General features: G+C 62.7%; 14 protein-coding genes. 6 read left to right on the top strand and 8 right to left on the bottom strand.

What is annotated here, in order from left to right; translation table 11 throughout:
• Positions 1–216 precede the first annotated feature (216 nt).
• On the bottom strand, positions 217–1,266 hold the full coding sequence (locus ACE3OO_RS11350) for a DUF4917 family protein (protein WP_374302891.1): 1,050 nt from the start codon (positions 1,264–1,266) through the stop codon (positions 217–219).
• A gap of 341 nt (positions 1,267–1,607) precedes the next feature.
• Between ACE3OO_RS11350 and ACE3OO_RS11345 the strand changes: the two genes are divergently transcribed.
• Positions 1,608–2,270 (top strand): recombinase family protein, encoded by a 663-nt coding sequence (locus ACE3OO_RS11345; RefSeq protein WP_374302889.1) that lies wholly within the window; start codon positions 1,608–1,610, stop codon positions 2,268–2,270.
• Between the two features lie 328 nt (positions 2,271–2,598).
• Here ACE3OO_RS11345 and ACE3OO_RS11340 read toward each other — a convergent pair whose 3' ends face one another.
• Entirely contained in the window at positions 2,599–2,946 is a 348-nt protein-coding gene (locus tag ACE3OO_RS11340) for a hypothetical protein (protein ID WP_374302887.1), read from the bottom strand.
• 253 nt (positions 2,947–3,199) lie between these two features.
• Between ACE3OO_RS11340 and ACE3OO_RS11335 the strand changes: the two genes are divergently transcribed.
• Positions 3,200–3,706: a hypothetical protein gene (locus ACE3OO_RS11335; protein WP_374302884.1), complete on the top strand. Its 507-nt coding sequence runs from the start codon at positions 3,200–3,202 to the stop codon at positions 3,704–3,706.
• A 266-nt stretch (positions 3,707–3,972) separates the two neighbouring features.
• Here ACE3OO_RS11335 and ACE3OO_RS11330 read toward each other — a convergent pair whose 3' ends face one another.
• The 5 genes from ACE3OO_RS11330 to ACE3OO_RS11310 all read right to left on the bottom strand — a co-directional run bounded on the left by ACE3OO_RS11330 (position 3,973) and on the right by ACE3OO_RS11310 (position 16,441).
• Positions 3,973–4,689, bottom strand: a complete 717-nt coding sequence (locus tag ACE3OO_RS11330; RefSeq protein WP_374302882.1) for a hypothetical protein — start codon at positions 4,687–4,689, stop codon at positions 3,973–3,975.
• 153 nt (positions 4,690–4,842) lie between these two features.
• Positions 4,843–5,067: a helix-turn-helix domain-containing protein gene (locus ACE3OO_RS11325; protein ID WP_374302880.1), complete on the bottom strand. Its 225-nt coding sequence runs from the start codon at positions 5,065–5,067 to the stop codon at positions 4,843–4,845.
• Positions 5,068–5,337: 270 nt separating this feature from the next.
• The gene (locus tag ACE3OO_RS11320) at positions 5,338–6,573 is read right to left on the bottom strand and encodes a tyrosine-type recombinase/integrase (RefSeq protein WP_374302879.1); all 1,236 of its coding nucleotides are present in this window, start codon (positions 6,571–6,573) and stop codon (positions 5,338–5,340) included.
• 366 nt (positions 6,574–6,939) lie between these two features.
• Positions 6,940–12,936, bottom strand: coding sequence for a hypothetical protein (locus ACE3OO_RS11315; RefSeq protein WP_374302876.1), 5,997 nt, complete (start codon positions 12,934–12,936; stop codon positions 6,940–6,942).
• Positions 12,937–13,273: 337 nt separating this feature from the next.
• Positions 13,274–16,441 carry a beta strand repeat-containing protein gene (locus ACE3OO_RS11310; RefSeq protein ID WP_374302874.1) on the bottom strand — a complete coding sequence of 1,056 codons (3,168 nt, stop codon included), beginning with the start codon at positions 16,439–16,441 and terminating at the stop codon, positions 13,274–13,276.
• Positions 16,442–16,622: 181 nt separating this feature from the next.
• Here ACE3OO_RS11310 and ACE3OO_RS11305 point away from each other — a divergent pair, with 181 nt between their 5' ends.
• Genes ACE3OO_RS11305 through ACE3OO_RS11290 form a run of 4 tightly spaced genes read left to right on the top strand, consistent with a single transcriptional unit; the run spans position 16,623 to position 22,660 of the window.
• A complete protein-coding gene (locus ACE3OO_RS11305; RefSeq protein WP_374302872.1) occupies positions 16,623–18,323 on the top strand; it encodes a peptidase domain-containing ABC transporter in 1,701 nt (566 codons plus the stop codon).
• Positions 18,320–20,512: a peptidase domain-containing ABC transporter gene (locus tag ACE3OO_RS11300; RefSeq protein WP_374302870.1), complete on the top strand. Its 2,193-nt coding sequence runs from the start codon at positions 18,320–18,322 to the stop codon at positions 20,510–20,512. Before ACE3OO_RS11305 ends, ACE3OO_RS11300 begins: the two co-directional genes overlap by 4 nt.
• On the top strand, positions 20,509–21,840 hold the full coding sequence (locus ACE3OO_RS11295) for an HlyD family type I secretion periplasmic adaptor subunit (RefSeq protein WP_374302868.1): 1,332 nt from the start codon (positions 20,509–20,511) through the stop codon (positions 21,838–21,840). The genes ACE3OO_RS11300 and ACE3OO_RS11295 overlap by 4 nt, the downstream gene beginning before the upstream one ends.
• A gap of 10 nt (positions 21,841–21,850) precedes the next feature.
• Positions 21,851–22,660, top strand: a complete 810-nt coding sequence (locus ACE3OO_RS11290; protein WP_374302866.1) for an aspartate dehydrogenase — start codon at positions 21,851–21,853, stop codon at positions 22,658–22,660.
• A 104-nt stretch (positions 22,661–22,764) separates the two neighbouring features.
• Here the strand turns inward: ACE3OO_RS11290 and ACE3OO_RS11285 are convergent, their stop codons facing one another.
• Positions 22,765–23,976, bottom strand: coding sequence for a flavin-dependent oxidoreductase (locus tag ACE3OO_RS11285; RefSeq protein WP_374302864.1), 1,212 nt, complete (start codon positions 23,974–23,976; stop codon positions 22,765–22,767).
• Positions 23,977–24,016 lie beyond the last annotated feature (40 nt).

Here is a 24,016-nt window from a genome sequence, read left to right as displayed (position 1 = left end):
TTAGTGCGCTTGCAGGCTTGAGCGTTATCATTGAATTCCTCACCAGTAGCTTCTTTGATTACGCGACGCGTCCGTCCGGGAAAGCGCCTCCTAGTGTGCTCTTTCGCTCTACACGCTCCAGCCGCTCCCGCTCAAAAATCATTCTGACTGCCGGTCTTTGTATTCCAAACATAGCCGGCGCAATACATCGTTGGCCGACACTCTGGCTGGGCGGCATCAACCATCCCAAACATGGGCCGATGCGGCATCGTAGTACGTGACGGTCAGCGGATACCGTGCACCCCGGCGAGATATTCGTCGGGCGACCAACTTCTCGACATTTTTGAACAGCACCTGATTGCCAGGGCTATTAGGATCGCCGAACACACCGACAAGCATGTTTGCAATCCCGCCATTCGCGATGCATCGCAGAATATGGAAGTCATTTTCGGCCAGCGAATGGCCGTATATCACTATCGCACCATTTGCTGATTTGCAGCAGCCCTCCAGGCTGCGCAATGCTTTATGTAAATAGGCATTATGAACAATCCGCTCCTTCTTGCTGGCACTCGTACCTTCCGCAACGAAAAGAGGAAACTTGTTCTCAGCCAAAGCTGTGCGAATCTGCTCGACGATGGGAATATCAGTTTTCGACCAGGTGAATTTGATAATCTCGTGGCCATTGTCGAAAAGATGCAAGGCACCATGTAGATAGTGAACGGTGGCTGACTGCTCCTGAAGCCACGAAACATAGGGGGCTTCTTCGTTCTCCTCTGGATGCCGGAAACCATCGTCCGGCATCAGATCCAGGTCGTCGACCTCAGTGTGCATCAGCGCCCAGTAGAGCATCACGTCATAGTTGAGCGTAAAAATATGACCGAATGGTGCGAGGAACTTCCTGCACGAAACGTACTGCGCATCCGTGATGTCGAATGGTCGGTTCGGATGCCGCTTCGCAATCGCTTGGACTAGCGCCTCCTTGATAAAGGCCGCGTCTTCTCTCAAACGCGCGGCCAGGTCAGGGTGTGTTGGGAGATAAATTGCTGCGATTGCGGCGGCACTCTGCAGATGTTTAATAACGCTCTCGAAGTCACGGGTACTCAGCGCCTCGAAAACCTGCGGCAGGTAGGGCTTCGTCGAGAAATCCGCGTTATCGTAGAGCGAGGCATAGGTGAAGATGTCCGGCTTCAACGCGATGCTGAAGCCGTTCCCGGTGAGTAGGTACTTCTTCGATGCGTCAGGCACCGTGGCGAGTGCTTGCGCATAGTTTCGGATTGTCGGGGGCATGGTGCGGACATTCGTGACAAGCGAAGCCTAGCAATTGCCGACCTCCGCAGGAACTTAGAAATCGCCTATTCTACTGCGAAAAAATGCGGATGTACGCCTCTGTTCCGGCTCCTAGGAAAATACGGAGGGAAATTTTATTCTTCCGTCTTCGGTTTAAGGAATCTCCTCCACGCGGTGCGTAGAAGTCGGGCCGCTTTGGGGCGACGTGCGCATAAAACCCTATCCCACCGCGGGGCCGCATGCTGCATTAACTGCGGATTGCAACCCTGGAACATAATAGGTACAATCCTGTCATTCTTGAACGGCCGGATTGCCAGGTAAATACAAGCGATAGGTGTGAAATGCGGGCGGTCGCGTATTACCGGGTTTCGACAGACCGGCAGGGTCGGTCTGGATTGGGGCTGGAAGCGCAGAAAACGGCCGTACAGGCGGTTTTAAGGCCGGGTGACCAGCTGATAGCCGAATTTACCGAGGTCGAAAGCGGCAAGCGCCGTGACCGGCCGAAGCTGGCCGAGGCGCTGCGGCAGGCAAAGGTTAACAAGGCCGCCCTGGTGGTGGCCAAGGTCGATAGGCTGGCCCGTAACGTCCACTTCTTGGAGACGATTCTCGGTGGCGATGTCGAGGTGGTCTTTGCCGATCTACCCCAGGTCTCAGGCCCAATGGGGCGCTTCATTCTTCAACAGCTGGCAGCGGTCGCACAGCTGGAAGCCGGGCTCATATCCGAGCGTACGAAAGCGGCACTTGCGGCGGCGAAGCAGAGGGGCGTTAAGCTCGGTGGTTTTAAGGGTGTCGCTGTGGACACTAAACTTGGGACGCAGGCACTAATCGAAAAAGCGGATGAACGCGCCCGAGATTTCGCCTTGGTGATTTCCGATATCCGAGCAAGTGGTATTTCCGGCTATACAGCAATTGCCGCCACGCTTAATGCGCGGGGCATTCCAACTGCCAGAGGGGGATCATGGCAAGCAAGCCAGGTCAGGCGGGTTCTCAGCAGAGTCAGCTAAATATGACTGAGCGGGAGATTCGGATAGCGGCGGGCCTGCTCGTTAAAAAGCATGGCAGTAGAGCGTTGATCCTTGCAGCTCAAAAGGCGGATCAGTTTCTAGCGGGCGACAATATGGATGGTTGTGCATTGTGGATGAGAATAACACGGGCCGCAGGGGCATTAATCGAATTGCCTGATGGCCGGCTAACGAAGCACTAATTTGAATTAGCGTTCAACCGAATAACAGTTGCGGGGTGATGGGCACAATGTTGCACCCACTCACCTATTTGAAACATTCCGTATCTAAGCTTGCATAATCGACGAGACCAGAAAGTTGGAGGTGTCTCTCACTTACTCATAATGATTCTTTGGATCTCCATCGCCTCGTTCTTCAGATTAAGAATCGCATTGACCGCACCTCTTAACGGGTGCCCTTCAGGATATTGCTGCTCGAAGTCCGGCTCGAAACTCAGTGCCCCGGTACAGAATTTCCTCAGGGCTTCAGTAAGCTCTGCGGCTTTGTCAGGCCTGGTAAACTTCGCGGCCGAACTCAGGTTGAGTTTGCTACAGACAAGATTTGCAAGAGCCTCGCCTTCACTGCCCGCACCGCAATGAACCATTCGTCTCGGGCTATCGGAGACGTACCACCCCTCACCTGCAACTGGCTGAAGCGAAAGCTTTACGACTTCCCACATTGATCATCCTTCCTGTTCTGCTATCCGCACCTTTGGCCCGCAATTCTTATCCGCGTGGGACGGCGCATTCTACCACAATTGATGCGGGCGACCCGCCGCATAAAAGCGTAGGCGCATCGTGCATAGGCGAAAGCTGTATCGCATAGACATCGCTGCTGCCCCGTCGATACGACGCGTATGAGGTGGGTTTCAGTGAGCCGGGACGTATCTACCAATCCTGTAAATAACGGCGTGCTCACAATGGAGAGGCGACATGGCACGCTACAACACGGAAGCTGCAATCACTCGGCTTAAATTACTGGCGCGACACGCGTTCACTGACTGGATCGGGCAGCTTGATCCGGAAAGATTTTTAACTCTGAATAGTAACTGCGCGACAACCCCATCTGCGTTTCGTTTGCGAATCGGGAAATTTCTCGCCAGGATCGACCGGGAAGCACTAGGAAACCGCTTCAGGGAAACTCCAGAAGATCGCACCTTCCTTATCGGATACCTTGAGCAGGCCACCTATTGGCATGGGCATTTCTTTTTGAAGTTGCCACCGCCGATGTTCGACTGGCCAGATAGCAGACTCATTCCCATCTTAGAGGGACATTGGAAGGCAGTAATTCCTTCAGGATCACTTGACTTGCAGATAGCATCCCTCGATCACGTTCAACGGGCTGTGGCTCGATACAGCACGAAGAGCTGGCGCATGCACGACTTTGAAGACCGCATGGTTATTTCAACCGAGTTTCATCCGTCCAAGAGTGTTGCTTGAAGGCCGGGACAGCGGTCTGACTATGCTAATTTACAGAAGACAATCGCTGCTGGCTGCGAGAGAAGCCAGTCACCGGGATACGCCTCTGCTGGCTGCCGCGTAGCCACCATGCCCTCGGTGTTAAGGTGCCGGATTGGCATTACTAGAGAAGTGCCAATTTGCGGTTTTCATGTTTACGAATTTCGTGAAACGAAAAATCCGGATGCGGCGCAGACGCAGAAAAGGGGGCGTCGGCATGACGCCCCCTTAGTAAACTCTCGCTGCATTCAAGCTGCCAGTTTGCTTTTGTATGTTTTTGCTGCGGACTTAACCGATGACGTGACTGCGCTTACAAAAAGTTTTTTCGAGTTCGGCAGAATTTTTACGACCGCGAGTCGGTAGGTAGCAGATTTTACTTTTGCTATTCGTGCCTCCGCTGTTTTTGACAAGCTCAGTGATATGGACTTCTCTGAGCCGGCTGCCGTTAGCTTCGCTATCTGGATGCGCTTTTTAGTTGGAAGTGGATCGACTGCTCTCATCAGGCTCGTAAGCGTCTCTTTGCCGGTGTCAAGGAGCTTCAACAGCTTCTTCGGGCTGTACCCCTTGATAATCGCACCACGGATGGCCTTCCCGTAATCGGATGCTCGGGAAGGATCGTCAGAGATGAACACGCGTGCCACCCTTGCGGCGACGGGTGTGGTTGTCTTGAACTCTATCCCACTTTCCTTGCATGCAAGGCGGAATTGCTTCTGGACAGTCGGCAGCTTGTGGACCGCTAAAACCATCAGCAATCCACCCGAAACCGATTTGTGGAGATTTTTCGAGCTGCGCCGGTCAAGGCGCTTTCGGTCTAGCCTATCTTTTCTCAAAGCTTCTGCTTCCGCAGAGAAGCTGTAGTCGTCCTTAACGGCAGCCGCCGCCAATCGTGCTGCGTTGTGCAGTTCTTGCTTGTCGAGGGGAAGGCTGCCGTGACTGCTGGCGGCGGGCCTCGCTGTCTTAGTCATCTGTTCTCCATTGCTTGAGCGGGCGCTATCTCACATGAAGTGAGATGCGCCCGCTACGGCATTGCCGATGTTTTCGGAAGCCCCGCTCTGAGGGCCGATTACGGCCTTAGTGGCCGTTGTATGCGCGTGGTACTCTCTGCTGCTGTTCCTGCATCACGAGGGGACTTTCGCCCATCGCCTCAGGTCGTCGTGGTCGATAAGACGCCGAGAGCCTTTAGTGACGGTATGAAAAGCCTTGGCCTTAATCGCCTGGTAGATGTAGGAACGGCTAAGCCCTGTAATGCGACACGCCTCCGCCACGGAGATCGTCACCGGGGCGAGGGCTTGGTTGCTGCCGGAATCACCGGCGGCTGTGTCGCTGGCCAAGCAAACCTCCATATGACCGGAATCTTGCTCGACCCTCGACGGGCGCAGTTGCTGCCATATGCACTCTCCAATCTGCCTAGAATCCGTCTGGCTTCGGGTCGCAGCGTTGCGCTGAACCTCCCCAGAAAACCTAAGTTAAACGACTGATTTCAATGGAAAAATTGGCATATAATGGAGATAAATTCCTTGATTTTACACCGACAAACTGCTAGAGCTCCTATACTACCTCTAGTATTAGGTGTTTATAACCTAGGTCCGGAAGTCCTAGTAGGAGATAAAGACCTAACGGCTCTCATCGATAAACTCTGGGAGCAGCGGCGCAGGTTGCACGCTGAATCCAAAATCCGGTGCGGCACCCGCAATCGCCTGCTGCATGAAATGATTGGTGAGGTGGCCGTAGTGACGTTCGACCATCCTCGTGTCGCTATGACCTAGGTTCTGCGCCACTGCCATCAATGGCGCACCACCCATAATCGTCAGGCTGGCCCATGTATGGCGAAGTTCATGAAACGTGAAACTGGGATCAATGCCTGCCACTTTCACGGCCGCCTTGAACGGTCGGAAATACATGTCACGCCGCCACCGTTCGCCATTCTCCATCGTCAGCATCGGCTCATTTGATTTCTTGCCTGCCGCCAGCTCTTGGAAGAATTGCTGCGCTGAGCGGTTTAGGTAGATGTAGCGGGATTTCCCGCTCTTGCTGTCGCGGATGAACAATGCTCCGGCGTGAGAAGCGAAGTCACGGGCGTCCAGCGCGCATAGCTCTCCATACCGAGCCCCTGTGAGCAGTGCCGCTTGAACGAGGTTGCGCATCGCCGGGCCGCAAGCCGCAACGAGATCGCGGGCTTCGCCGGGCGAAAGGATTTTTGTTCTCTGCCGCTCGACACCGCCAAAGAGGCGAACGCGCTCCCAGGCATCCCGGTGAGACACAAGGCCGTCGCGCCAAGCCAGGTTCAGCGCCGCCTTCAGCGTCGTCAGATGCCGGTTCGCCCTAAGCTGGCGCTTGCGCCGTGCCTCCGCCTCGTTCTCGTCCTCCTTGCGGTAGCGCGGTGGTGCGCCTTTGCGTGAGCGCAGGCGGGGTGGTTCAGCCGCTATCTCTTCATGCCAGCGCCGCACCATCGCCGTGGTGAGCTCGGCGACAGGAATCTGCCCGAGCTTTGGGCGGATATATGCCTTTGCGTACATTTCCAGATGAGCGTGTGACTTACGCCGCGCCTTGATGTAGGCGAGATACCTGTCCATCGCCCCATTCACGGTCAGCTTGCCGCCGCTGAGCTCAGCCCCACCATTTGCCACTGACTGAAACCAGTCACGCGCCTTGGACTGAGCTTGCTCGAAGCTGAGCGCCGTCGCGCCATCGGCGTCCATCGCGTCATCGGCCGCACCGAGCATCTTCTGGACGCGGTTGCCTGACTTGTCGCGGAGCTTAGCGATCCAGGTGCCGCGGTCCCGTGTGAGTTTCCGGTATCCCAGCTGGCAGCCGACCGCGATCTTCAGCCAGTGCGGTTCGCGCCTCACTGTGAGCCGCTTACGCGCCTCCCGCGTATCAATCCCACCACCCCTGACCTGCCGTGCCACCGCCCACTCCGTACTGCACCAGTACTGCAAAACCAGTACTGAAAGTGGGATCAGTATATTAGATCAGGCGTTTCTAAGCCATTGATCCATAAGAGTCCAAGGGCGTCCATGGCTGTCGCATTCAGCGGTTCCCAAGCTTACGACCAGGGTTCGATTCCCCTCACCCGCTCCAGAGCAATCAATATTTTCGTTTGGATTTTTGGTTGCTGGTTGAGGCTGTATTGCAACAGCACAGCCAGAACAGCGAGGACTCTCGCAGGCAGAGATGGACTCTCCCTGCGCCCGCCGGTGCCTAACTGCCGCCAGCTACCATTGCAGCCGCTCGACCCCGTCGAAGGTCAGTTCGCTGCCATCGCCCATCACGATGGTGCCCGAGACATCGCTGCCAAGCGTCAGCGTGCCATGGGCGGCACTGTTGGATATCACCGTCCCATCAGCCAGCGTCACGGTCCAGTCACCAAAGCCCGGGCCCGCCGAAACGTTGTTGATATAGACCGTGTCGGTCCAGCCTCCGGCCAGACCACCGCTGAACTGGTCGTTGCCCCAACCCTCGGCGAAATAGGCGGTATCCGAGCCGGCACCGCCAGTCATCGCATCGTCACCCAACCCGCCGCTCAAAACATCGTTGCCCGCGCCGCCATCCAGGATATTAGCGCCATCATCGCCGGTCAGCGTATCGTTGTAGCTGCTGCCGGTCAGGTTCTCGATGGAATCGAACGTATCGCCGGCGGCATGGCCGCCGCTGGCCGTGCCGGCGGCAAGGCTGACCGTCACCGCCTGGTTCGAGCCGGCATAGCTGGCCGTGTCGCTGCCCGCGCCACCCGACAGCACGTCGCCGCCGGCCATGCCCAGCAAGGTGTCGTCGCCGCCGCCGCCGCTCAGCGTATTGGCGCTGCTGCTGCCGGTCAGCGTATCGGCGAAATCCGAACCGGTCAGGTTCTCGATCGTGGTGTAGGTGTCGCCAGCCGCATCGCCGGTATTGCCTGTGCTGCTGGTCAGACTGGCGGTCACGCCGGACGAGGCGGTGGCATAGCTGGCCGTGTCGGTGCCCGTGCCGCCAATCAGCACGTCGGCCCCGGCGCCGCCGATCAGCGTATCATTGCCAGTACTGCCATCCAGGCGATTGGCGCCGCCATCGCCGGTCAGCGTATCGTTGTAGCTGCTGCCGGTCAGGTTCTCGATTTCCGACAATGCGTCGCCCTCGGCATGGCCGCCGAATCCTTCGCCGGTGGTGAGATTCACATCCACCGCAACATTCGACGAGGAATAGCTCGCCGTATCGGTGCCGGCACCGCCAGTGAGCGTGTCGGCACCCGCGCCGCCCTGCAGCGTGTCGTTACCATCACCGCCCAGCAGCGCGTTGGCATTGGCATCGCCGGTCAGGGTATCGTTGTAGGTTGAGCCGATCACCGTCTCGATGCCAGACAACGTGTCGCCCTGGGCGGTGCCGCCCGAGCCCGTGCCCGCGGCAAGGCTGACCGTGACGGCCGCGGTGGAATCGCTGTAGCTGGCGATATCGATGCCCAGCCCGCCGGCGAGCGTATCCGAACCGGCGCCGCCCATCAGGACGTCGTCGCCTTCGCCGCCGGTGAGAACGTTGGCTCCAGTATTGCCGGTCAGAGTGTCGCCGTAGACAGAACCGGTCAGGTTCTCGATGGTGGTCAGCGTGTCACCCTCGGCGTCACCGCCAGAAGCGGTGCCGGTGGCGAGGTTGACCGTCACCGCGGCCGTCGAGTTCGCATAGCTGGCGGTATCGGTGCCGCCGCCGCCGACCAGCATGTCGGCGCCCGCGCCGCCCTCCAGGATGTTGGCGCTGTTGTCGCCGGTCAGCGTATCGGCATAAGCCGAGCCGGTCAGGTTCTCGATGGTGGTCAGCGTATCGCCTTCGGCATCGCCGCCAAGGCCGGTGCCACTGGCTAGGCTGACCGTAACGCCGGTGGATGAGTCCTTGTAACTCGCCGTGTCCGTGCCGGTGCCGCCGACCAGCGCGTCGGCGCCGGCGCCACCTTCCAGCATATCGTTGCCAGTGCCGCCATCCAGACGGTTGGCGCCGGCATCGCCGGTCAGCGAGTCGTTATAGCTGCTGCCGGTCAGGTTCTCGATTTCGCTTAAACCATCGCCTTCGGCATCGCCGCCGGCGCCGCTGCCGGTCGCCAGATTGACGGCGACGGCCACCGCAGAGGCCGCATAGCTGGCGGTGTCGGTGCCCGCGCCACCGATCAGCGTATCGGCGCCACCGCCGCCCTGCAGCGTGTCGTTGCCGGCGCCGCCATCGATCACGTTGGCGCCGCTGCTGCCGGTGAGCGTATCGGCATTATCCGAGCCGATCACATTCTCGAAGCCCGAGATGCTGTCGCCCTGGGCATCGCCGCCCGAGACGGCATTGGTGCCGAGGTTGACGCTGACCGCCGCCGTCGAGCCGGCATAGCTCACCGTGTCGGTGCCGCTACCGCCGATCAGCGTGTCACTGCCGCCGCGGCCGGACAACACGTCATCACCTTCGCCACCTTCCAGGCGGTTGGCATTGACGTCGCCGGTCAGGGTGTCGCCGTAATCCGAGCCGATCACCGTCTCGATGGTGGCCAGCGTGTCGCCTTCGGCATCGCCGCCCGATCCGGTGCCGGTGGTCAGGTTCACATTCACGGCCGCTGCCGAAGCGGCATAGCTGGCAATATCAGTGCCCGCGCCGCCGGTCAGCGTATCGGCGCCCGCGCCGCCCACCAGCGTGTCGTTGCCACTGCCGCCATCCAGCCGGTTGGCGCCGGCATCGCCGGTCAGGGTATCGGCACCGCTGCCGCCGGTGACATTCTCGATGCTGTCATAGGTGTCGCCGGTCGCATCACCGCCGGTGATGGTTCCGGTGGCAAGGTTGACGGTCACGGCGGTGGACGAGGTGGTGTAACTTGCCGTGTCGCTGCCTTCGCCGCCGATCAGGGTGTCGCCAGCGGCGCCGCCAATGAGGATGTCGTCGCCAGCGCCGCCCTGCAGGATGTTGGTGGCGGTGCTGCCGGTCAGGGTATCGGCATAAGCCGAACCGGTCAGATTCTCGATCGCTGTCAGCGTGTCGCCCTGGGCGTCGCCACCCGTGCCGGTGCCGGTGGCGCCGGCAATCGTGACGGTCACGCCCGCGGAAGAACCGGCATAGCTCGCAGTGTCGGTGCCGGTGCCGCCGCTCAGCACATCGGCGCCCGCGCCGCCCTGCAGCAGATCATCGCCCGCGCCGCCGGTCAGCGTGTTGGCATTGGCATCGCCGGTCAGCGTGTCGTCGTAATCCGAGCCGATCACCGTTTCGATGGTGCTCAGCGTGTCGCCCTCGGCGTCACCACCCGAACCGGTGCCGGTGGCGAGGTTGACGGTCACCGCCGAAGCAGAGGCGGCATAGCTGGCGATGTCGGTGCCCGCCCCGCCAATCAGCGTATCATTGCCGCCACCGCCCACCAGCGTATCATTGCCGGCGCCGCCATCGATGACATTGGCATTGGCATCGCCGGTCAGCATATCGGCGCCGCCGCCGCCGGTCAGGTTCTCGATGCCGCTGAAGGTATCGCCCGCCGCGTCGCCGCCCGTGGCCGTGCCGGTGGCGAGGTTGACGGTCACCGCCGTTGTGGTGGTGACATAGCTGGCGGTGTCGCTTCCTTCGCCACCCACCAGTATGTCAGCAGCGCCGCCACCGATCAGGACATCATCGCCGGCGCCGCCTTCCAGGCGGTTGACCGCGGTATTGCCGGTCAGCGTATCGGCAAAATCCGAACCGGTGACATTTTCGATCGTGGCCAGCGTATCGCCCTGGGCATCGCCGCCCGTACCGGTGCCGGTGGTCAGGTTCACGGTCACGCCGGCCGAGGAGGCGGCATAGCTGGCCGTATCCGTGCCGGTGCCGCCGGTCAGCACGTCGGCACCCGCGCCGCCCTGCAACAGATCATCACCGGTGCCGCCATCCAGGGTATTGCCGCCGGCATCGCCGGTCAGCGTATCGGCATAGGCCGAACCGGTCAGGTTCTCGATGCCGCTCAGCGTATCGCCTTCGGCATCGCCGCCGCTGGCCGCACCGGTGGCGAGATTCACGGTCACCGCAGCCATCGATGCGGCATAACTGGCCGTGTCGGTGCCCGCGCCGCCGCTGATGGTATCGCCGCCAGCGCCGCCCTGCAGGATGTCGTTGCCGGCATCGCCGCTCAGGATATTGGCATTGGCGTCGCCGGTCAGCGTGTCGGCATAGGCCGAACCGGTCAGGTTCTCGATGCCGCTCAGCGTATCGCTAGCCGCATCGCCCCCTGAACCGGTGCCACTGGCAAGGCTGACGGTCACTGCCACGCTGGACGCTTCATAGCTGGCGGTATCGTTGCCGGTACCGCCGGCCAGCGTGTCGCCACCGGCACCGCCGATCAGGATGTCATCGCCCGCACCGCCACTGAGGACGTTCGTGCCGGTATTGCCGATCAGTGTGTCGGCAAGGTCCGAACCGGTGATGTTCTCGATGGTGGCCAGCGTGTCGCCTTCGGCATCGCCGCCCGATCCGGTGCCGGTGGCGAGATTGACCGTCACGCCGGCAGTCGAACTGGCATAGCTGGCCGTGTCGGTGCCGGTGCCGCCGGTCAGCACGTCGGCGCCCGCGCCACCTTCCAGCACGTTGGCGCCGGTATTGCCGGTGAGGATGTCGGCATAGGCCGAGCCGGTGAGGTTCTCGATCGTGGTATAGGTATCGCCGGCGGCGTCGCCGGTATTCACGGCGCTGCTCGCCAGGCTGGCGGTCACGCCGGCTGTCGCATCGGCATAGCTGGCCGTGTCGGTGCCGGTGCCGCCGATCAGCACGTCAGCCCCCGCGCCACCCAGCAGAATATCGTCGCCGGTGCCGCCGTCGAGGCGGTCGTTTCCGGCGCCGCCGGCCAGGCGGTTGGCATTGGTATCGCCGGTCAGTGTGTCGGCATAGACCGAGCCGGTCAGATTCTCGATACCGCTGAACGTGTCGCCCGCGGCATCGCCACCGCTGGCCGTGCCGGTGGCGAGATTCACCGTCACCGCCGCTGTCGATGTGGCATAGCTGGCCGTGTCGCTGCCGCTGCCGCCGATCAGAGCATCCGCACCCGCGCCACCCTGCAGCAGGTCATCGCCGGCACCGCCGGCCAGCGTGTTGGCAATGGCATCGCCGGTCAGAGTGTCGGCATGATCGGAGCCGGTGATGTTCTCGATGCCATCGAGCATGTCACCCGCCGCATCGCCGCCACTGCCGGTGCCGGCCGCGAGGTTCACCGTCACGCCGGCCATGGAAGCCGCATAGCTGGCGGTGTCGCCGCCGCTGCCGCCGCTCAGCACATCCGCGCCCGCGCCACCCTGCAGCAGGTCGTCGCCGGCGCCGCCGGTCAGCGTGTTGGCACTGGCATCGCCGGTCAGCGTGTCGGCATAATCCGAACCGGTGATGTTCTCGATGCTGGCATAGATATCGCCACTGGCCTGGCCAGCCGTTCCGCCATTCGACAGGCTGGCGACCACAGTGGCATTGGCGTTGGCATAGCTGACGGTATCGCTGCCTTCCCCACCATCGAATTTTTCCGTGGCATCGGTACCGAGGAACAGATCATCGCCGTCAGTGCCGGTATGTGTCAGCAGGGCATCGCCGGTTTCGGCGACTGTTTCCGCGACGGCTTCCTCGGTAATGATGTCTTCGCGCTGTTCGATCGCCGTCGTGAGTCTGTCACCCTCGGCGTCGGCTGTGGGCGCCATCGGCTGCATGCTGCCGGCTGTGACCGGCGAGCCCGTCTCCATGGCCGGCGTCGCGGCAGCCCGCTGCGAAGCGCCGGCGGATGGCCGCGATGAATTTTCAAGAGCCATCGCATCGCCGGTTGCGGACACGGCCGCGGCGGCTCCTGCGGCGGCAGACATTGCAGGCGCAGCCGGCGCGCCGCCATCATTCGCCGCATCGGCATTCGCCGCATTGGCGGTGCCGGCAGGCGCCCTGGCCGCCCGGTCAGCACCCTGCAGCGATCCAGACAGATTGCCGGCCAGGGCAACCATCGCGCCGGTCGCGTCCGGGCCCGCCGCAACGCTTGGCGGCGGCACGATGCCACCCGACGGACCGTTGAAGGCGAGGATTGCACCGGCAGAGGCAGATGCCGGCTGATTGCCTGTCGCATGGCCGAGCACCGTGCCGTAATGGATGCCGCCCTGCATATTGCCGACGGTCTCGCCAGATGCATTGCCGACGGCATGAGAGAGCGGGCTTTCGCCCGGCGGCGACGGCAGCGGTTTTGCATCCTTCGGCAAAGCCTGCAATTCGTCATCAATGATCTCGAGCCGGGTCGCCAAAATCGATCCTTCCAGGGGCCGTAAGGCCAGCGTGTTCAGGTGTGATGGAGCGTTCTTAAGGTGGGGTATGCGTGCCTTATTTTACTAGAGTATGCACCTTTATATATTATAACTTTCGCAATAAGAGAATTTGAGATGGATCAATACTCGCTCGTATTAATATTATATATAAATTACATAATCTTTATTGGTGTGCTGATTGAAGCGGCAAGTACTGGCCGCCGCGCATGCATAGCGCGCGCACCTCTGGGCGTTTTCGCCAATTATCTATTTTAGGTAGATGTGTATTTCTAGTTTACATTTTTATGCGGAAGCCATCGTGACTGGCTGCGGCCGGTCACCACTTCAGCCGCTCGATATTCTCGAAGGTCATTTCGCTGCCGTCGCTCATCGCCACGATGCCGTCCACCGCAGTATCGAAGACAATTTCGCCATGTGCCGCAGCGTCGGTGATCTGGGTGCCGTCTGCCAGCGTCACGGTCCAGCCGCCAAAGCCGGGGCCACCGGTCACGTTTTCGATATGAATGCTGTCGGTCCAGACGCCATCGCCGCCGGAAAAACCGTCATTCCCCGCGCCGCTACCAAACACTGCAGTATCGGCGCCTTCGCCGCCGGTCAGCGTGTCGTTGCCGGCACCACCGATCAGGGTGTCGTCACCCGCACCACCGGTCAGCGTGTCGCGGCCGCCACCGCCGATCAGGGTATCGGCGCCGCCACCGCCTTCCAGCACATTGGCCGCATCGGTGCCGGTCAGGGTATCGGCGCCTTCGCCGCCGGTGAGGTTTTCCATGACATCCAGCAGGACATCGCCCTGGGCATCGCCGCCGCTGGCTGACCGGGCGGCGAGGTTCACGGTGACGCCTTCGGCTGAGCCGGCATAGCTGAGGGTATCGGTCCCGCCGCCGCCGGTCATCGTGTCGCCCCCGGCCCCGCCAATCAGCGTATCACCGTAGGTCCCGCCGGTCAGCGTGTCGGCGCCGGCGCCGCCTTTCAGCGTGTCGGCGCCGCCACCGCCGATCAGGATGTCGTCACCGCCACCCCCTTCGAGGATATTGGCGCCGCTGGTGCCGGTCAGGCTATCGGCGTGATCCGAGCCGATCAGATTCTCGATGCTGCTCAGGACGTCACCCTGGGCATCGCCGCCGGCGGCGGAGAGGGTGGCAAGGTTGACGGCGACGCCTTCGGCTGAACCCGCATAGCTGGCGGTATCGCTGCCGGTGCCTCCGATCAACGTGTCGGCGGCCGTGCCGCCGATCAGGATATCGTCACCGCCGCTGCCACTAAGGATATCGCTCTCGGTGCCGCCGAACAGCGTGTCATTGCCGATTCCGCCCTCCAGCGAGTCTATGCCAGCACCGCCGCTCAGGATGTCATCGCCGGTGCCGCCTTCCAGGATATTGGCAGCTGCATCGCCGGTCAGGGTATCGGCAAAATCCGAGCCGATGACATTCTCGATCTGCGAAAGGACATCAGTCCCGATATCGGCGCCGAAAGCAGTGCCCGCGGCGAGATCGGCCGTCACCCCGGCGCCAGCAGCGGCATAACTGACGGTGTCGCTGTCGGTCCCGCCGATCAACGTGTCGTCACCGCCGCCGCCAATCAGGGTATCTTCCCCGCCGCCGCCCTGCAGGATATTGACATTGGCATCGCCGGTCAGCGTGTCGGCGTAATCCGAGCCGATGACATTCTCGATGCCGGACAGGTTGTCGCCTGCGGCATAGCCGCCGGTGGCGCTGCCGGTGGCGAGATTCACGCTGACCCAGTCATCGGAGCCGGCATAGCTCACCGTGTCGCTGCCGCCGCCGCCAAGAAAGGTGTTGGCCGCGTCACTGGCAATGAAGGTGTCGGCATGCGCCGTGCCCGTGACATTCTCGATATCGACCAACGTGTCGCCCTCGGCTTCACCGCCGGTGCCGATGCCAGCACCCAGATCGATCGTCACGCCTGCGGCCGAGGCGGCATAATTCGCCGTGTCACTGCCGATACCGCCGATCAGCGTGTCGGCGCCGGTGCCGCCGGTCAGCGTGTCATCGCCGGCATCGCCCTGCAGCCTGTCCGCGCCAGCGCCGCCAATCAGGATATCGGCAGCACCACCGCCGATCAGCGTATCGGCACCACCGCCGCCCTCCAGCACATTGGCCGAGCCGTCACCAGTCAGGGTGTCGTCACCGGCGCCGCCGATAAGGTTCTCGATCGACCGGAGCACATCGCCCTGGGCATCGCCGCCCTGGCCGGTGCCTGGTGTGCCGGCAACGGTGACGGTAACGCCTTCGGTCGAGCCGGCATAGCTGGCCGTGTCGCTGCCGGTGCCGCCGATCAACTCATCGGCACCGGCACCGCCGATCAGGGTGTCGTCGCCGCCGCCGCCGGCCAGCGTATCGGCGCCGCCGCCACCTTCGAGGATATTGGCCCCGCCATCGCCGGTCAGCGTGTCGGCAAAGGCCGAGCCGGTGACATTCTCGATTTCCGACACCGTGTCGCCCTGGGCGTCACCGCCAGTGCCGCTGCCCGTGGCGAGATTGACGCTGACCGCCGCGTTCGAGCTGGCATAACTGGCGGTATCGGCGCCGGTGCCGCCGACGATCGTGTCGCCACCCCCACCCCCCGCCAGCACGTCAGCGCCGCCGCCACCGCGCAGAATATTGGCCCCGCCATCGCCGGTCAGGGTATCGGCAAAATCCGAGCCGGTCAGATTTTCTATGCCGCGCAGTTCATCGCCCTGGGCGGTGCCACCCGTGCTGGTGCCTGCTGCCAGGCTGATGCTCACGCCGGCCGTCGAATTCTCATGACTGACGGTATCGCGACCCCCGTCGCCCACGAAACGTTCTTTGGCGGCGGTGGCGACAAAGACATCGTCACCGGCCGTGCCGACCTGCTCCAGCACGGTTTCGCCGGATTCCGGGACCTCTGCCTGTGCGGCAACCGCTTTCGCCGTTCCCAATGCTTCCTCGACGATCTCCTCTGACAGAACAGGGCCTGCGGCGATGTCACGCTGGAATACGGCAGGGGACACTTCCGTTGCCGCCATCTGGCCAGCGGCGGCGACAGCGGCGACCGCCGCTTCTGGGTGGGCGGCGGACAGGGCCCCGGATTGCAGGCTCGAAGCCAGCACCGGCGCCGCCACGCCATGCATCGCCTCGACAGACACGTCAGGCCTGACAGCCGCCCTGCCGGTTTCCGGCAATCCAGCCAGGGCCGTGGGCGCTGGCACAGCGGCTGCGGTCTGTACCGCGGTTTCGGCTACGCCACCCACTATGGGTTGTGGGCCGCCGGGCAGAACAGCACCGCCGGCGGCCGTGCCCAACCCAAGGGGCGGTTGATAGCTCCGGTCATCGCCGATCACCGTGCCGTAATGCACCGCTTCGAGCGCCTGGCCAGCTTCCGCGCCCTGATCCACCGCATGTTCAGGTGGCAAGACAGCTTCGCCGCCCAACGGAACGGGCGCTTTGGCGCCCTTTGGCAATGCCGTCAGTTCGTCAAACTGAATGTCGGATTTCGTAGCCATGTCCAAGCCTTACCGGTTGCTTACAACCAAAGGGCAATCGTGGGACGCCGCTTACTCATTCCTAATTTTTCAAATATATACTAACACGCAGCATTTGAGATTGATCCCAATCAAGCATTTCAAGACAGGATACGGGCAGGGTTGTCGACAGCATTCCCACCCATGATCGGATTGCAGGCATATGGCGCAGGGGCCGGTTCTTTACAGCAATGCAGGCAGCAGCCTGATCTTCAATCCGACACTGGCCGTCTGCTCGGTGATCCTCAATCTGCTGACGATCGCGCTGCCGATCTTCACGCTTCAGGTCTATGACCGTGTACTGCCGAACGCGGCCAGCGATACCCTGCTGCTGCTCACCATCCTGCTGCTCACGGTACTGATCGGCGAAGGGGCGATGCGCATGGTTCGCAGCACCCTGGCCGGCTGGGCCGGCGCCCGGTTCGAACATGCTACCGGCTGTGCCGGCATCGAACGCCTGCTGGGGGCCGACTTCCGGGAAGCCGGAGCGGCGACCGCCGGCGTGCATCTTGAGCGCCTCAGCGCCATCGACCGGCTGCGTGAATTCTACGCCAACCAGGGCGCGATCGTTGTGATCGACCTGCCCTTCGCCCTGCTGTTTACCGCCATCATCTGGGTCATTGGCGGGCCGCTGGCCTGGGTGGCCGCCGGCGTGCTGGTCGTCTTTGCCCTGGCGGCGATGATCATCGGCAGGATCCTGCATGAGGCTGTCGATAGCCGTGCGGATTCCGACAAGCGGCGCACCAGCTTCATCATCGAAATCCTGTCGGGCATCACCACGATCAAGGCCATGACGATGGAGCGCCTGATGATGCGGCGCTACGAGCGGCTGATGGATGGCGCATCGGCGGCCGCCTTCCGCGTCACCTATCTGTCGGCGCTGTCCCAGGCGCTTGGATCGTTTTTCTCGAATCTCGCCATCGTGGTCGTGCTGGCCTATGGCTCGCTGCTGGTGATCGACAACCAGATGACCATCGGTCAGTTGGCCTGCTCGTCGCTGCTGACGGGGCGGGTCATGCAGCCGCTGCTGCGCGCCATGGGAATCTGGAGCAATTTCCAGGCGATCCGGCTGGCCGAGCAGCAAATCCTGCGACTCAAGGCCTTGCCGCAGGAGCCGGGTGGATTGCAGCGGCGCGCCCCCCTGGTCACGGCCGGGCAGGTTGAATTCCGTGATGTCAGCCTTGACGACGGCACCGGGCAGCCCCTGCTGGATCACGTCAGCCTCACCATCGGGGCGGGCGAAACGGTGGGTATCGTCAGCCCCGACAACAGCGACCGCTCGGCGGTGCTGGCCTTGATCGCCGGCCTGCAGCGGCCGACCGGGGGGCAGATCCTGTATGACGGCACGCCGCTGAAACCGACCGATCCGCGGCCCGGTCCGGAGGAGATTGGCCTGCTACCGCGCCAGGCGACCATTTTCCAGGGCAGCCTGATCGACAACCTGACCATGTTCCGCCGTGGCGCGGTGGCCGATACCGCCCTGCAGCTGGCCGAGCGGCTGGGTCTGGATGGCTATATCGCCACGCTGGCCCATGGCTATGAAACGGCGGTCAGCGGTGGCCAGACCGAAACCCTGCCCGGCGGCGTGCGCCAGCGCATCGCCATCATTCGTGCCCTGGCCGAGCAGCCGCGCATCATCCTGTTCGACGAAAGCAACAATGCTTTTGACCGCAATTCCAACGAGCGGCTGCTGAAGATGCTGGCCGAGATGAAAGGCAAGATCACCATCGTCCTTGTCAGCTACCAGCCTTCGGTGCTGCGTCTGGCAGATCGCATGTTCGAATTGAGTGATGGTCGGCTGATCGAACGGCCGGCTGCCGTCGCATCCATGCCGGTGGAAGCCGCACACGGGCAGTCGACATGAGCGATCCGATCAATCCAGCCGGCAATGCGGCAGGCGGCAGCCTGCAGGTCGTTCGTTCCGAACCGCTCGCCGAGGCATTGCGGCAGGGGCGCGTCGGCGCTTTTCAGGCCGTATCGCCCTTTGCCGCCTGCCTGATGCCGCTGCTGACCGCGCTGGGCTGGCAAGGCGATCCACGCCATATCGTCGAGGCCTTGCCGCATTTTGCCGCCGACCTCGACCTTGATGGGCTGCGCAACGTTCTGATTGAACTGTCCTATGTCACCCGGCCACGTGATCTGCCACTGGGCCGGATCGATCCCCGCCTGCTGCCATGCCTGCATGTCGGCCGCGATGGCGTCCCGCGGGTAGTGCTCGAAAACGACGACGGCGTCATCCGGGTGTTCGACGGCAGTCGCCGGGAAGAAACCATCCTGAAGAACCCCGCCATCGCCGGCATCGCCTATTTCATCGAACTGGCCGAGCCGGCACAGGATGAAAAGGGACCGCGTACATCCTTCCTCGGCCTCATTGCGCGGCGATTCCAGGGTATCGCCATGCAGCTTGGCCTGATCACCCTGATCAACAACGTCCTGGCGCTTGGTTTTCCTCTCTTCGCCCTGATGGTTTACGACAAGGTGATCGGCGGCAATTCGCGCGAGCTGATCGTGTACCTGCTGGCCGGGATTGGATTGGTATTCGCGTTTGATTTCGCGCTGCGCATATTGCGCAGCCGCATGCTGGCCTATATGGGCGCCCGCGTCGAACGACTGATCGCCATCGCGGTTCTCAAACACCTGCTGCGCCTGCCGGTCGGCTATACCGAGGCGGCGCCGGTCGGCGCGCAACTGGCACGCCTGAAGGAATTCGAGGCGGTACGAGAATTCTTCACCGGCCCGCTGGCCGGTGTCGCCTTCGACCTGCCTTTCCTCGTCCTCTTTTTGCTGGTGATCACTTGGCTGGGCGGCCCGCTGGTCCTGGTGTCGATCATGCTCGGCGCCGTCATCCTGCTGATTGGCTATGCCTCGCATCTTGCGCAGCATGCCGCGATACAGCGTGCCGCTGCCAGCCATGCCGCGCGGCATGGCCTGATGGTGGAAATCGTCTCCAACCTGCAAGCCATCAAACAATCCGGCGGCGGTGCGATCTGGCTGGAACGCTATCGTGCGACATCCGCCGCCGCCGCCGTCGACAGCCGGGCCGTGCAGGTGGCGACCGGCATGATGAACACCGCGTCGCAGACCCTGATGATGCTGACTGGCGCCATCGTTCTGGCCTGGGGTGCATTACGCATCATCGACGGCAGCATGTCGGTCGGCGCCCTGGTGGCGACCATGGCATTGTCATGGCGCGTGCTGGCGCCGTTGCAACTCGGCCTGATGGCGCTGACACGTCTGGAGCAGATCCGCCTCGGCATGACGCAAATCGACCGGTTACTGAATATCCGCCCCGAGTTGAGTGACCGCGTCGGCCCCGCGGTCGTGCAGCGCGTCTTCCGCGGCGCGGTGACGCTCAACCGCGTTTCGCTCCGTTACCGGCCCGACGCCGAGCCGGCGCTGCTGGGCGTGGACCTTGTGTTGCGGCCCGGTGAAATGGTCGGCATCACCGGTCATTCTGGCTCGGGCAAATCGACCATTCTCAAGGTGATGGCCGGGCTGTATCAGTCACAGGCCGGTTCGGTGCTGCTGGATGGCCTGGATATCCGCCAGATGACTCCCTATGAACTGCGCAGCGCGATCACCTATTCGCCGCAGAACCGCAACCTGTTTCATGGCACCATCGCCCAGAATCTGCGGCTGGCCGCCCCGACCGCCAGCGACGATGACCTGAAGGCTGCACTGGCGGAAGCCGGCGCGCTGAACGAGGTGCTGGCTCTGCCGGATGGCCTGCATACCGGGCTCGGTGACCATGCCAGCGCCCGGCTGCTCTCCGCCGGCCTGCTGCAGCAGATCGCCCTGGCCCGCGTCTATCTCCGCCCGTCGGCCGTATTGCTGCTCGACGAGCCGGCGCAATGGCTGGACGAGAGCGGCGATGCCGCGCTGATCGAGGCATTGCGCCGGCGCAAGGGCCAGCAAACCATTGCGATCGTGACGCATCGCCCAAGCCATCTGGCGGTTTGCGACCGGGTCGTCGTGATGGAGAACGGACGTATCGTGGAAATCCGCAATGCTCACACGAGCAATGCCGCGGCGGTCAAGGGGGCCGGGACATGAGCAACAAATTACCGGCCTTGCGCCCGGATCCGTCGCGCACCCGGTATCTGACCCTGGCGATCCAGCTCGAGGAGGGCCGGCCGCCGCGACTGATGCAGCTTTCGGTCTGGCTTATGGCCGCCATCATGATCTGCGCCATCGCCTGGGCAGCAGTGACCAAGGTGGCGCAGGTGGCCCGCGCGCCGGGCGAGATCGTGCCCAGCGGTTACCTGCAGCCCATACAGCACCTGGAAGGCGGCATCATCCGCGAAGTTCTGGTGCATGAAGGCGATCTGGTCGAAGCGGGCCAGGTTCTTGTCCGTCTCGACCATACCGGCGTGCTTGCCGAACTGGAACAGGTCCGCACACGCGAGCGCAGCCTGCGTCTGCAGGCCGAGCGCCTGCGGGCATTCGCCGAAGGTCGCGCTGCCGATCTCGATGACAGCGACGAACAGGCGCTTTCCGCCGATCAGGCGGCCATTCTGCGCAGCCAGGAAAAGGCGAGAACCAGCCAGCGTCTGGTGCTGGAACGCCAGCTTGCCGGCCGCCGCGCGGACCTGGAATCCCTGCTCGGCCAGCAGAAGACCCTGCAACGCCAGCTCGCCATCACCGGCGAAGCCCTGGAGATGCGCAAGACGCTGACCCAGCAGGGCCTTAATTCACGGCTCACGTTCCTCGACGTGCAACGCGAGATGAACCGGGTGCAGGGCGAATTGACCACTGTCACGGTGGCCATCGGCCGCGCCCGTGAGGCCATCGCCGAGGCTGAACAACGGCTGACCGAACTCGAATCCCGCCTGTCGGCCGATGCCATGCGTGAACTCGGCTCGGTCACCAGCGATCTGCGCCAGATCGAGGAAGCGCGCGTCAAGCTGGAGGACCGCGTGGCCCGCACCACGATCACCTCGCCGGTGCGCGGCGTGATCAAGGATCTGCGCGCCCGCATGTCTGACACCGTCATCCCGCCGGGCGGCAATATCGCCGAGATCGTTCCGCTTGGCCGCGAACTGATTGTCGAGGCGCGCGTCAGCCCGTCGGATATCGGCCAGCTGCGATCGGGCCAGGCGGTGGCGGTGAAGGTGTCGACCTATGATTTCGCGCAATTTGGCAGCGTGCCCGGCCGTCTGGTGCATATTTCGCCATCGACCTTCCACGGACCGCAGATTCCGCCTTTCTACAAGGCCCTGGTGCGGCTGGACCGCAGTTATGCCGGCGACGATCCGGCCCGCAATCCGCTGCTGCCGGGTATGACCGTGCTGGCCGACATCAAAACCGACGAACGCACGGTGCTGCGTTTCCTGCTCAATCCGATCTACCGGGCGATCGATACAGCGTTTCAGGAACGCTGAGCCTGTCGAGATGACAAAACGGCTTGGTCTCATCGGTTACGGCGGCATCGGACAGTCGATTCTCGCCGCCTGTGCGGCGCATCCATTGCCTGGCTACAGGCTGACCACCTTGCTGACGCGGCCCTATCAGCGCGATCAGGCTCAGGCCGCTTTTCCCGACTTGGCCGTCACCGACAGCCTTGCCGATTTCCTGGCGGCCGGACCCGACATCGTGATCGAGGCGGCCGGCCAGGGGGCTGTGCGCGATACGGCCGAGGCCGTGCTGCTGCGGGGCTGCGATCTTTATGTCATCTCCACCGGCGCACTGGCCGATGCCGCCTTCCGGAGCCGGCTGCTTGGCCTGGCCGGATCAGGGCATGGGCGCGTGATCATCCCGGCTGGTGCCACGGCCGGCCTCGATGGCCTGCTGGCGATGCGCCAGGACGGCCTGCAGACCGTGACCTACATCTCGACCAAGCCGCCGAAAGCATGGCTGGGCACACCGGCGGAACAGTCTTTTGATCTGGATGCAATTGCCGAGCCGACGGTGGTGTTTTCCGGTTGTGCCGACGTGGCCGCGTTGCGCTATCCGAAGAACGCCAATCTGGCTGCCACCATCGCCCTGGCCGGGCTGGGTTTCGAACGGACCCAGGTGAAGCTGGTGGCCGATCCGGCGGCCAGCGGCAATACCGGCCGTATCGAAGCGGAAAGCCGTTCGTCGCGCCTGACCGTGATCGTGTCCGGCCGCAGCAGCCCGGGCAACCCGAAGACCTCGGCGATCACCGGCATGAGCGTGCTGGCAGCGCTCGACAACCGCAGCGCGGCCCTGGCTTTCGGCTGAGTGTCTGCAATTTTCCCACCCGCGCACCCGATCATTGCGCGATCGGTCGCCGCGGTCGGGGCCAGAAGACTATGCAGCAGGCCCCAAGCCGCCGGTCGCGCCGCTCAGTCGGTCTTGCGCTGGAAGCCCGCAATATCGCGATACCCGGCGGCAACCGCCTCCAGTTCTTCCGGCGTGATCAGGTCCTCGATGCGGTCCTGCGGACCTTTCACCCGCGCCGCCGCGATATCCAGCACCTTCTCCGGCCCCGACTGGCGGTTGGTGAGGACGACCCGCGATGTGACGGGACGCCGCACATCCTCATAGGCCGCGAGTCCCGCCGTTGTCGCGCTATGCCGTTCAAGCGCGTCGGCCAGGGCCTCTGCATCCATGATCGCCTGTGAGGCCCCGTTCGCACCGATTGGATACATCGGATGCGCCGCATCGCCAAGCAACGTGACGCGGCCCTTGGTCCAGAAGGGCAGCGGATCGCGGTCAATCATCGGATACTGGGTGATATGCGCAGTCTCGCGCAGAAGCTTCATGACATCGATATCCGGCATCAGGAAACCGGCAAACGCGGCGATGAAATCCCGTCCGCCCTCGGCCGTCCAATCCGCGGTTTCGGCGGCGCGCGGCTGGTCACGACGCACCTCGGCGACCCAGTTCACCAGCGACCTGCCCTCGCGGTCGGCGCGTCCGGAAATCGGATAACACACGAATTTCACATCGTGGTCACCGGCGATGAACATGGTGCGGCCATCGCCCAGCCGTGCCTGCAGATTGGCTCCACGCCACATCATGGTGCCTTCGTAATGCGCCGGACCTTCATCCGGATGCAATTGCCGGCGCAGCCGGGAATGGAACCCGTCAGCCCCGATCAGAAGCGCGGCATCGCAGGCTGTGCCGTCATCGCATGTCACGGTCACGCCGCCGGCATGCTGTCTGAACCCCGCGACACCCTTGCCCGCGATGACTGCGTCCCCGCCGATCCGCTGCCGCACGGCATCGAGCAGCAGGAACTGCAATTCGCCGCGATGGACGGAGTATTGCGGATATTCGAAACCATACTCGACTGAACGCGGGTCGGACTGGATCAGATGACCGAACCGGGTGCGGTATTCGATGCACCGCGTGCGGATCGCGATATCGTCCAGCGCCGGACCGAGTCCCAGCCGGTGCAACACGCCCGCTGCATGCGGCATGACATTGATGCCCACGCCGAGTGGCCTGATCTCGCACACCTGCTCGAGAATCTGGACGTCAAAGCCTTTGCGCTGGAGGCACAATGCCGCCGTCAGGCCGCCAATTCCGGCGCCCGCAATGACAATTTTCATACCGCAGCCTCTCGGTTCCCTCACGCAACCGCAGCCCCGC

Source organism: Ferrovibrio sp. (assembly GCF_041906005.1).
Classification (GTDB): Bacteria; Pseudomonadota; Alphaproteobacteria; order Ferrovibrionales; family Ferrovibrionaceae; genus Ferrovibrio.
This window is presented reverse-complemented; position numbering and strand designations above follow the sequence as displayed.

Excerpts from the sequence above, each read along its gene's own strand:
- ACE3OO_RS11350 (WP_374302891.1), bottom strand. The coding sequence starts at position 1,266 with ATGCCCCCGACAATCCGAAACTATGCGCAAGCACTCGCCACGGTGCCT.
- ACE3OO_RS11345 (WP_374302889.1), top strand. The coding sequence starts at position 1,608 with ATGCGGGCGGTCGCGTATTACCGGGTTTCGACAGACCGGCAGGGTCGG.
- ACE3OO_RS11340 (WP_374302887.1), bottom strand. The coding sequence starts at position 2,946 with ATGTGGGAAGTCGTAAAGCTTTCGCTTCAGCCAGTTGCAGGTGAGGGG.
- ACE3OO_RS11335 (WP_374302884.1), top strand. The coding sequence starts at position 3,200 with ATGGCACGCTACAACACGGAAGCTGCAATCACTCGGCTTAAATTACTG.
- ACE3OO_RS11330 (WP_374302882.1), bottom strand. The coding sequence starts at position 4,689 with ATGACTAAGACAGCGAGGCCCGCCGCCAGCAGTCACGGCAGCCTTCCC.
- ACE3OO_RS11325 (WP_374302880.1), bottom strand. The coding sequence starts at position 5,067 with ATGGAGGTTTGCTTGGCCAGCGACACAGCCGCCGGTGATTCCGGCAGC.
- ACE3OO_RS11310 (WP_374302874.1), bottom strand. The coding sequence starts at position 16,441 with ATGGCTACGAAATCCGACATTCAGTTTGACGAACTGACGGCATTGCCA.
- ACE3OO_RS11305 (WP_374302872.1), top strand. The coding sequence starts at position 16,623 with ATGGCGCAGGGGCCGGTTCTTTACAGCAATGCAGGCAGCAGCCTGATC.
- ACE3OO_RS11300 (WP_374302870.1), top strand. The coding sequence starts at position 18,320 with ATGAGCGATCCGATCAATCCAGCCGGCAATGCGGCAGGCGGCAGCCTG.
- ACE3OO_RS11295 (WP_374302868.1), top strand. The coding sequence starts at position 20,509 with ATGAGCAACAAATTACCGGCCTTGCGCCCGGATCCGTCGCGCACCCGG.
- ACE3OO_RS11290 (WP_374302866.1), top strand. The coding sequence starts at position 21,851 with ATGACAAAACGGCTTGGTCTCATCGGTTACGGCGGCATCGGACAGTCG.
- ACE3OO_RS11285 (WP_374302864.1), bottom strand. The coding sequence starts at position 23,976 with ATGAAAATTGTCATTGCGGGCGCCGGAATTGGCGGCCTGACGGCGGCA.